Annotated in this window: 9 protein-coding genes and 1 tRNA gene; all 10 read left to right on the forward strand. The window is 49.6% G+C overall.

The annotated features are described in order from the left end of the window. Position 1 precedes the first annotated feature (1 nt). The 10 genes from rfbA to ACFQNJ_RS02625 all read left to right on the forward strand — a co-directional run bounded on the left by rfbA (position 2) and on the right by ACFQNJ_RS02625 (position 9,503). Positions 2-883: a glucose-1-phosphate thymidylyltransferase RfbA gene (rfbA, locus tag ACFQNJ_RS02580; protein WP_382253589.1), complete on the forward strand. Its 882-nt coding sequence runs from the start codon at positions 2-4 to the stop codon at positions 881-883. Between the two features lie 19 nt (positions 884-902). Continuing rightward, entirely contained in the window at positions 903-1,448 is a 546-nt protein-coding gene (gene rfbC, locus ACFQNJ_RS02585) for a dTDP-4-dehydrorhamnose 3,5-epimerase (RefSeq protein ID WP_382253591.1), read from the forward strand. Between the two features lie 99 nt (positions 1,449-1,547). Continuing rightward, positions 1,548-3,029 carry a mannose-1-phosphate guanylyltransferase/mannose-6-phosphate isomerase gene (locus ACFQNJ_RS02590; RefSeq protein ID WP_382253593.1) on the forward strand — a complete coding sequence of 494 codons (1,482 nt, stop codon included), beginning with the start codon at positions 1,548-1,550 and terminating at the stop codon, positions 3,027-3,029. Continuing rightward, positions 3,026-3,808, forward strand: a complete 783-nt coding sequence (locus tag ACFQNJ_RS02595; protein WP_382253595.1) for an ABC transporter permease — start codon at positions 3,026-3,028, stop codon at positions 3,806-3,808. The genes ACFQNJ_RS02590 and ACFQNJ_RS02595 overlap by 4 nt, the downstream gene beginning before the upstream one ends. Before the next feature lies 1 nt (position 3,809). Then, on the forward strand, positions 3,810-4,559 hold the full coding sequence (locus ACFQNJ_RS02600) for an ABC transporter ATP-binding protein (protein ID WP_382253597.1): 750 nt from the start codon (positions 3,810-3,812) through the stop codon (positions 4,557-4,559). A 41-nt stretch (positions 4,560-4,600) separates the two neighbouring features. Beyond that, positions 4,601-5,710, forward strand: coding sequence for a DegT/DnrJ/EryC1/StrS family aminotransferase (locus tag ACFQNJ_RS02605; protein ID WP_382253599.1), 1,110 nt, complete (start codon positions 4,601-4,603; stop codon positions 5,708-5,710). Between the two features lie 371 nt (positions 5,711-6,081). Continuing rightward, positions 6,082-7,680 carry a glycosyltransferase gene (locus ACFQNJ_RS02610; protein ID WP_382253601.1) on the forward strand — a complete coding sequence of 533 codons (1,599 nt, stop codon included), beginning with the start codon at positions 6,082-6,084 and terminating at the stop codon, positions 7,678-7,680. 260 nt (positions 7,681-7,940) lie between these two features. After that, positions 7,941-8,159: an LbetaH domain-containing protein gene (locus ACFQNJ_RS02615; RefSeq protein ID WP_382253603.1), complete on the forward strand. Its 219-nt coding sequence runs from the start codon at positions 7,941-7,943 to the stop codon at positions 8,157-8,159. Between the two features lie 66 nt (positions 8,160-8,225). Then, complete coding sequence (gene gmd, locus ACFQNJ_RS02620) at positions 8,226-9,260, forward strand: GDP-mannose 4,6-dehydratase (protein WP_382253605.1); 1,035 nt, start codon at positions 8,226-8,228, stop codon at positions 9,258-9,260. A 155-nt stretch (positions 9,261-9,415) separates the two neighbouring features. After that, positions 9,416-9,503 (forward strand) — tRNA-Ser (locus tag ACFQNJ_RS02625). Positions 9,504-9,676 lie beyond the last annotated feature (173 nt).

Below are 9,676 nucleotides of genomic sequence, written 5' to 3' on the forward strand. Positions count from 1 at the left end.
GATGGCACGCAAAGGCATCATCCTCGCCGGCGGATCCGGCACCCGGCTCTATCCCGTGACGCAGGCCGTGAGCAAGCAGCTCATGCCGGTCTACGACAAGCCGATGATCTACTACCCGCTGAGCACCCTGATGCTGGCCGGCATCCGTGACATCCTGGTGATATCCACCCCCATGGACACGCCACGTTTCAGCGACCTGCTGGGCGATGGCAGCCAGTGGGGCCTGAACATCCAGTACGCGGTGCAGCCCAGCCCGGACGGCCTGGCACAAGCCTTCATCATTGGCGAGGATTTCATCGGCAACGATCCGTCTTCCCTCGTGCTGGGCGACAACATTTTCTACGGACACGACTTTGCCGAGCTGCTGCACCGCGCCAGCGATCGCGACAGTGGCGCCAGCGTGTTTGCCTATCACGTGCACGACCCTGAACGCTATGGTGTGGCCGAGTTCGATGCGCAAGGACGCGTGCTGAGCCTGGAAGAAAAGCCGGCCCAACCCAAGAGCAACTTTGCGGTCACCGGTCTGTACTTTTACGACAACCAGGTGGTTCAGCTGGCCAAGGACCTCAAGCCCTCGCCCCGCGGCGAGCTGGAGATCACCGATCTCAACCGCCTGTACCTGGACAAGAACCAGCTGCGTGTGGAACTGATGGGTCGTGGCTATGCCTGGCTGGACACTGGCACCCATGACAGCCTGCTGGAAGCGGGCCAGTTCATCGCCACCCTGGAAAAACGACAGGGCCTGAAAGTGGCCTGCCCTGAGGAAATCGCCTATCGGCACCGCTGGATCAGCGCCGAACAGCTGCAGGCTCTGGCCAAGCCCCTAGCCAAAAACGGCTACGGACAGTACCTGTTGCAGATCCTCAAGGAAACCCTCGTCTGACCCCACGGATACCTCCGCCATGAAAGCCACGCCACAAACCATCCCTGACGTCATCCTGTTCGAGCCCAAGGTGTTCGGCGACGACCGCGGTTTCTTCTTCGAGAGCTTCAACCACGCCCGCTTTGAAGAGGCGGTCGGTCGACCTGTGAAGTTCGTGCAGGACAACCATTCCAAGTCCGTCAAAGGCGTGCTGCGCGGCCTGCACTACCAAGTCCAGCAGCCGCAAGGCAAGCTGGTGCGGGTCGTGCAAGGCGCCGTGTTCGACGTGGCCGTCGACATCCGCAAATCCTCGCCCACTTTCGGCAAGTGGGTTGGCGCCCTGTTGACCGCCGACAACAAGCACCAATTTTGGGTACCCGAGGGTTTTGCGCACGGTTTCGTCGTGCTCAGCGACACCGCCGAGTTCCTGTACAAGACCACGGACTACTACGCGCCGGCACACGAACGCAGCCTTCTGTGGAACGACCCCGACGTGGCCATCGACTGGACCACCGACATCACACCCATCCTGTCGGCCAAGGATCAGGTGGCAAAACCGCTACGGCACGCTGACGTCTTTGAGTAAACGTGTTTCATTGCGTAAGCCAACTAAAATGAAGCGTTATCAACACGATTGAGTACGCCCCAAGAGGCGGCTCTCTCATCAAGGGATGATCTGCCTCAAATGAAGCTTGTTACTGTCGTACTTTCCGGTGGAGCTGGCACGCGCCTTTGGCCAGCCTCCCGCCAAGCATATCCCAAGCCCTTCATGAAGCTTGGCGGCAGCAGTCTAATTGAACAAGCGATTTCCCGTGGTCAGGCCTGCGGCACCGACCAATTGCTGGTTGTTACAAATCAGGAATACCTGTTTCTCACACAAAGTCTGCTGGCCGAAATGGCGGACCCACCGCGTCCCCACTACCTGCTGGAGCCCAGGGGCCGAAATACAGCACCGGCCATTGCCATGGCGGCTCTTTCGTGCCAACAAACTCACGGTGAGGATGCTGTGATGCTGGTGCTGCCAGCCGATCACCTCATCCCCGACACAGAGTCATTCGTGGCCAACGCGCTGGAAGCCGCTCGTCTTGCTCTGGCAGGACATCTGGTGGTATTCGGTATCCAGCCCACTGGCCCGGAAACTGGATTTGGCTATATCGAGGTACCCAAAGTTGGTCGAGAGAGCCAAGCGGTATTGCGTTTTGTGGAAAAGCCAGATCTGACCACCGCGCAAAACTATCTGGCTACCGGTCGTTTCTTCTGGAACAGCGGCATGTTCTGCTTCACCGCGAAGAGCATTCTCACCGCTTTGGCAGAGCACGCCCCAGACGTCCTGGGCGCAGCCCGGCAAGTCATGGCATCAGGATCTGACGAAATGCTTCCGGCCTCAGGGTCAGTAGGCAGCGCAAAAGTCAGCATGTTCGACGCCCATACCTTCGGACTTCAACCGGACATCAGCATCGACTATGCAGTGATGGAAAAAGCCAGCAACGTCATGCTTGTTCCCGCCCGCTTCGGTTGGAGCGACGTCGGTGCGTGGCCAGCAGTTGCCCAAGCACATACCCCTGACGCAGCTGGCAATACGATGGGATCGACTGAAGACACGCACTGGGTGACTATTAACACCACAGGCACCCATGTCCAAGTAGACAGCCACGGCCACAAGGTCGTTGCCACCGTCGGTGTCAAGGACCTTGTTGTAGTGGACACGCCAGATGCTTTGCTGGTGGCCAGCAAGCAGGAGGCACAAAACGTCAAAAGAGTGGTCGAAATGCTCAAGGAGAGGCATATCGACAGCGCACCATATCAGACCACGCTGTTGCCCCCTGCAGTTCAACGACCCTGGGGAACGTATGCCACCCTGAAGGAAGAGGACGGATACAAGGTCAAACGCATCACTGTGCGTCCCGGTCAGAGCTTGAGCCTGCAGTACCACCACAAGCGCGCCGAACATTGGGTGGTTGTTAAAGGAACAGCGATAGTTCAAATCGGCGAAAATGAATTTCCAACCAAAACCGGCGAATACCGCTACATACCCCTAAAAGAATTGCATCGATTAACAAATACAGGCGAAAGCGATCTAGTTCTAATCGAAGTGCAGTCAGGCGAATACCTCGGGGAAGATGACATCGTTCGAGTATCAGACATATATGGAAGAGCCAAAAAATGAACGCCACGATTGACATTCTAAGATCATTTAAGCAATACAACATTGCCATAACATTTGGCTGGCTCGACGTAAAACAAAGATACCGTCGATCGAGTGTAGGCGCCTTTTGGCTAACACTCAACATGATGGTAATGATCGCGGCCTTTGCTCTGGTATTTGGGACCATCTTCAAGGCCCCCCTGACGGAATACCTTCCGTTCGTAACCGCGGGCATGATTGTCTGGACATTTTTTAACAGTGCCTTATCTGAAGGCTGCTATACCTTCACTCAATCTGAGGGGATGATAAAGCAGACAGAACTTCCCCTTTTTCTTCACATCTTGAGGATGATTTGGAGAAATTTGATCATAGTGCTGCACAACTTGATTGTTCTTCCGTTTGTGTATATTTACACCGGCAAAGAAGTCAACGCAGCGATATTATTGGCAATACCTTGCTTTTTCCTGTTGATCATCAACACAGCATGGATCTCGCTGCTGTTTGCCACGATTTGCGCAAGATTCAGGGACATGCCAGCGATTATCGCAAACACAATCCAGGTGCTGTTCTACCTAACACCAATCATCTGGATGCCACAACAACTACCGGAACGCACATCCGCCGAAATTCTCAAGCTGAATCCGTTATTCCACCTAGTGGAAACAGTAAGAGCCCCTCTGTTAGGGCAAGCTCCGACGCAAGAAAATGTCATATGGGCGATTGGAATGAGCGTATGCGGTTGGATTCTCACCATCATCTTTTATAACAAGTTCAGCAAGCGTATTGTCTACTGGCTCTAACATGGCAAGCATTACTCTTAACAACGCAACCGTAGACATTCCTATCTACAATGCAAGCACTCGCTCGCTTAAAACGACCATTATTAAGGCCGCGACGGGCGGAATAATAGCAAGCGACAACAAAGGCCGGGTAATTATACGAGCCCTTGATTCGATCAATCTAAGCCTCCGATCGGGAGACAGAGTGGGCATCATTGGCCACAATGGCGCCGGCAAGAGCACAATGCTGCGGCTGCTTAGTCGAATTTATACCCCCACTTCCGGTACTGCCGAGATTATCGGATCCATTGGAACACTGCTCGACATTGGCATCGGCATTGACCCCGAATCGACTGGAATGGAAAACATTCAGTTACGAGGGACACTTCTTGGTATATCAGATGAAGAAATAAAGGCCCACACGGAGGAGATCATTGAATTCTCCGATTTGGGCGACTTCATTCACATGCCACTTAGAACCTACTCTACCGGTATGCAGCTTCGTCTAGCATTTGCGATTTCAACCATGGTACGGCCAGATATTCTGATTATGGACGAGTGGATGTCGGTAGGTGATGAAGGCTTCAAACATAAAGCCAAGGAACGAATGAACGCCATGGTGGGATCATCCAAGATCCTCATCGTCGCAACGCACTCAGCTGAATTGATTCAGACCCAATGTAATAAGGTGATCTGGCTGGAACACGGAAAAATCAAGATGGAAGGGTCACCTGAAGACATTGCCCCCCTCTATTTCAATAGCGGCCTGTAATTCAGTAAAAATCCACGCAGCCAAGCATTACACGCACCCCCATGATGAAAAAGATTTCTGTAGCTGAAGCAACGCTCAACGGCAACGAGAGAAAATATGTACTTGACTGTCTTGATTCGACATGGATTTCATCAAGCGGAAAATACATAACAGAATTTGAAGCCGCATTTGCAAAGTACTGCGACGTAAAGCATGCCATCTCAACAAACAACGGTACAACAGCGCTGCATCTTGCCCTGGTAGGCTTAGATTTAAAGCCGGGTGATGAGGTCATTGTCCCTACCGTGACCTACATTGCCACTGCGAATGCAGTTCGCTATTGCGGAGCCACTCCTGTTTTGGTTGATTGTGTACCCGGGACGTTAAATATTTGCCCTGATTCTGTAGAAAAGGCCATCACATCCAAAACCAAAGGGATTATTCCCGTACATCTTTACGGGCATCCTGCCAATGTTCCTGCAATCAATCACATTGCAGCCAAACATGGACTCTGGGTGCTTGAGGACGCTGCAGAGGCCCACGGCGCCGAAATCAACGGAATCAAGGTGGGCGCACTGTCTGACTGCGCCACGTTCAGCTTCTTTGGAAACAAGATCATCACGACTGGTGAGGGCGGCATGATCACAACCAACAATGATCAGCTTGCTGAAAGAATGAAACTATATAGAAGCCAAGGAATGGATCCGAATAGGCGCTATTGGTTCCCTGTCGTAGGCTATAACTACAGAATGACGAACATCCAAGCCGCCATTGGCTTGGCGCAATTTGAAAACATTGAAGAAGCGATCGCCAAGAGAGATCAGATCAAGGCGCGGTACAAGGAAAATCTCGCAAGACTTTCAAGTGACATTCTTTTTGCAGACGAAACACCTGGGTATCGCTCAGTTTGCTGGATGTTCAACATCTTCCTATCGAAGGGATTTGCATACGAGAGAGATCGTGTTCGGGATGCCCTTGAAACGGCTGGTATAGAGACACGCCCGGTGTTTCATCCAATGCACACGCTACCTCCGTACAAAGAAGAGCGTACATTTAAAGTCGCTGACGAATGGTGCCAAAGAGGGATCAATCTTCCAACACATCTTATGCTTACAGAGCAACAGATTGACTTTGTTTGCAAAACTCTTGTTGAAGCAACAAGGGACATATAAAACAAAAACAAGGCAGTTAAGCAAGCATCCGAACCACGATATGCAAGCTTGAACCTAATGATCTGACCCTGAACCCGTGAGCCAATGAGAATCACGAGTTCAGGGTGAACCCAATTAAGCAGAGTTTTCCTCAGCTCAAAAAGCACGCAACCGCTCCACCAGCACCACCCAATTTACACACCCAACCAAATAGAACCCTTATTGATTGATTGTTTTTGTGAATTCTCAAGCAGTACACTCAAACAATCAATTCTAATTGTCGTGCGAAAGTTCCGTTTTTCTCTCAACACACCGGAAATCGCCCCCATAAGATTAAATCCAAGTCACCAACGCCACTCGAGATAGCCACATTAAAAGCTACTAAAGACAGCATGAGCAAAACCACCAGCACAGGCAAAGCAGCACCCTCACTTAGAATCGGAATTTGGTTTGGCTTCCCCTTTGAAATTCAGACAAAAAGAGAAGGAATTGGGCGCTACACCGTAAGCCTTGCGAAGGCCTTGATGGAGAACTTTAACTCTGAAGTCGAGTTATGGTGCTATGAGATTAACAAGAGTAATTTTGAAAGCCTTTTTGAACCGATTATCAAAGACAAAAGTATTTCCCATCTATTAAGAATTCATACAGAAGCCAGCTCGCTTAATCAATGTCAACTTGACATCGAGACATCTTGGCTTAGGGATTTTATTCGTTCAAAAGATGTGATCCACCGCGACCAGCTTTTGGAGGTGTGCTGCAACACACTGTCGAAGGCAGACTGTTTTCTGGTACCAATCGTCAGCTTAACAAATGCCATCAACCTTATTCATCCAGTGGTCATAGCATTGCACGATCTGGTCACCGTTGAATTTAAGCATTTGTTTGCAGAGGAAGAAGGCTACGACGAACAGTCAACCAAAAGCGTGCTGCTTTTCGCACAACAGATAGCCGCGGATGGTGCCTTCTTTTGCTCAAATAGCAATTATGTCAGAAACAATCACGCACTGAAGTATATCGATGGCTTGCGAAGTGAACGCACCGACTACATTCACCTTCCTGTAATCCCTCCTCCGATACACCAGGACGTAGCACTGCCAAGCAAGGAAGTGCTTGAGTATAAGTACGGGCTTCCCAAACGTTATTTCTTCTACCCCACCCAAATTAGGCCGTACAAGAATCTTGAGGCTTTGATCCGTTTGTTAGATCGAATCCGATTCAGCGATCCAGACCTCAAGTTGGTAATTACAGGAAAACCGAACAAGAGAGCATCAGCATTATCAAAAATACTCGCATTGGACGACCAAATAGTCCTTACCGGTGACGTATCTGAAATTGAGCTGTACGCGCTCCACAAATACGCAGAATTTTCAATTGCCCCGTCCTATTTCGAGGGGGGGATACCTTGGCAAGCACTAGAAGCCATTCAAATGGAAACGCCTGCCTTGATAGCCAGAACGCCTGGCGCAATCGAACGCCTTGAATCCATCGGAATAGACCCAAATGATTGCACTGATTTTGTTTTCGATCCGGATAATATAGACCAACTGACTGGCTTGTACAGAAATCTTCAAGCAAACAGAACAACAATTATTGAGCAGCAAAAACGCATTCAAAAACTACTCACTCAATACACATGGAGTGATGTTGCAAATAGATATTACAACATCTTCTCCACAAGGACTATTACCCGTAAACGCTCCGTAGCGGCTTTCTTGGAGACCAATTCGGCTATTAAAGCCAGCCTCCAACAGAAACCGCCACTCACGGACACAAGGATACAGCCACAAAACAAATATGTAGCTGCATTAAAGAAGCTTCCGATTGTGTCTCCAATTCTTTTATACACCTGGCGCCTCCTCAAAGCGCCACAAACACTAGCAAGTATTTGGCAAATGTCCATGGAGACAAAGAATAGCGTCGCGGACCTTAAAATCCTCCTAACCAACCAACGCACCGCAGCCAATAAAAATTCGGAGATCAATAAATTATGACACCAATTCCAATTATTGGTGTTTTTCGGCGCAAACGGTTTAGCGCGCGAGGTCAAGCCTATTCTTGAAGGCATCGTACAGTCTAACAAAACTTACTTGCGTGCTTCTCTGTGCTTTGTTGAAGAATACCCTTCAGTTGGGACCATAGATGGCATCCGTCTTGTCAGACAGCCGATTTTCTTCCCTTTGACACGATAGAACAGTATTTTAATGTTGCGATTGGAGATTCTAGTCTTCGTTAAAAAACCATGCAACTTACCGTGAGCAATAACATCATGCCACTCACAATTGGCGACCATTTCACCTTTGCGCCAGGCGTTCATTGCAAGGGAAATGTGATCATTAAAGACCACGCGTACATTGGTGCCCGCGCAATCCTCAAGCACAAAACACCAGAGAAACCACTGCGCATTAGAAAAATGGTGGTTATCGGAATAGAGCTGTTGCGAAATGGGTTGCCTCCCCAGAAACTTCTTTAATTGGCAACCCAACAAAACCACTCACCAAGAACGCCATTTAATTTAACCCAATATACCAAATTTCAAATGAAGACAGCACTTATTACCGGAATCACCGGACAAGACGGCGCATATTTGGCAGAGCTACTGCTTTCCAAAGGCTATCATGTAATTGGAACCTATCGAAGATCAAGTTCTGTTAATTTCTGGCGTATAGAGGAGCTAGGAATTTCCAACAACCCCAATCTCCATCTCGTTGAGTATGATTTAACGGATTTAGGGGCATCGATTACACTTATCGACCGTTACCGGCCTCAAGAAGTATACAACTTGGCTGCACAAAGCTTCGTTGGCGTGAGCTTTGATCAACCTGTTACTACGACTCAGATCACAGGAATTGGCGCACTGCATCTACTCGAAGCGATTAGAATTGTCGACAAGAACATCCGGTTCTACCAGGCTAGCACTTCGGAGATGTTTGGCCTTGTTCAAACCATCCCTCAAAGAGAAAGCACGCCATTCTATCCACGCAGTCCCTACGGCGTCGCGAAACTTTATGCTCACTGGATGACGATTAACTATCGTGAAAGCTACGGCATATTTGGCTGCAGCGGCATCCTTTTTAATCACGAAAGCCCTTTGCGTGGCAAAGAGTTCGTTACAAGAAAGATCTCTGACGGCGTAGCACAGATTGCACTGGGCAAATCCAGCCATCTCGAGTTAGGGAATTTGGATTCAAAACGAGACTGGGGTTACGCCAAGGAGTATGTGGACGGAATGTGGAGAATGATGCAGGCCGAGGAGCCTGACACCTTCGTGCTCGCTACAAATCGAACAGAGTCGGTTAGGGATTTTGTTTCAATGGCGTTCAAAGCGGCTGGTATTAAGGTTGACTTCCGCGGATCTGAAGAGAACGAAGTTGGCATTGATGAGGCGTCTGGTAACGTCGTGGTGCGCATCAATCCTAAATATTATCGCCCCGCTGAGGTTGATCTGCTCATCGGAGATTTCCGCCGCGCCCAAGATATTCTGGGGTGGTCGCCGTCAACGTCTCTTGAAGAACTCTGCCAGATGATGGTCGAGGCCGATATTCGACGAAACAAAAGGGGGTTTTCGTTTTAAGTTACCAATGTCACTTACTCCAGTCGTTCAGTCAAGCTATTCGAGGAATTCTTTGATCAATCGGTATTAGAAGCTGGTCCATCCGAGTTTATTTTTTTGTTGAGGAATTTCTTCGTGTACTATCCAATCCCACCCTAACCCGGTGGGCAAATTTTGGAAGCGAGGGGGAGTGATTTGACCCAGCTGTCTTGAATATAGCCGACGAGCAATCGTCAGTAAGTTCGAATCTCACCGCTTCCGCCAATTTTTTGGGGGTAGGCGATGCTTTTTCAATCAGTCAAAGAACAGAGGTAATCCCCCCGAAAAACCGGCGGGGCGAGAAGTAGAAGTTTTCGAAGGAGAATTTCTACATGAAGAAGTCAAGGTTTACCGACAGCCAGATCATGGATGCGCTCAAGCGGGTGGAGGCCGGCTTG

It is taken from the genome of Hydrogenophaga bisanensis, from assembly GCF_042665135.1.
In the GTDB taxonomy this organism is placed as follows: domain Bacteria; phylum Pseudomonadota; class Gammaproteobacteria; order Burkholderiales; family Burkholderiaceae_C; genus Hydrogenophaga; species Hydrogenophaga bisanensis.

What these genes read in the sequence shown, in the direction of transcription:
- rfbA (WP_382253589.1), top strand. Translation starts at nt 2, where the DNA reads ATGGCACGCAAAGGCATCATCCTCGCCGGCGGATCCGGCACCCGGCTC.
- ACFQNJ_RS02610 (WP_382253601.1), top strand. Translation starts at nt 6,082, where the DNA reads ATGAGCAAAACCACCAGCACAGGCAAAGCAGCACCCTCACTTAGAATC.
- rfbC (WP_382253591.1), top strand. Translation starts at nt 903, where the DNA reads ATGAAAGCCACGCCACAAACCATCCCTGACGTCATCCTGTTCGAGCCC.
- ACFQNJ_RS02600 (WP_382253597.1), top strand. Translation starts at nt 3,810, where the DNA reads ATGGCAAGCATTACTCTTAACAACGCAACCGTAGACATTCCTATCTAC.
- ACFQNJ_RS02590 (WP_382253593.1), top strand. Translation starts at nt 1,548, where the DNA reads ATGAAGCTTGTTACTGTCGTACTTTCCGGTGGAGCTGGCACGCGCCTT.
- gmd (WP_382253605.1), top strand. Translation starts at nt 8,226, where the DNA reads ATGAAGACAGCACTTATTACCGGAATCACCGGACAAGACGGCGCATAT.
- ACFQNJ_RS02595 (WP_382253595.1), top strand. Translation starts at nt 3,026, where the DNA reads ATGAACGCCACGATTGACATTCTAAGATCATTTAAGCAATACAACATT.
- ACFQNJ_RS02605 (WP_382253599.1), top strand. Translation starts at nt 4,601, where the DNA reads ATGATGAAAAAGATTTCTGTAGCTGAAGCAACGCTCAACGGCAACGAG.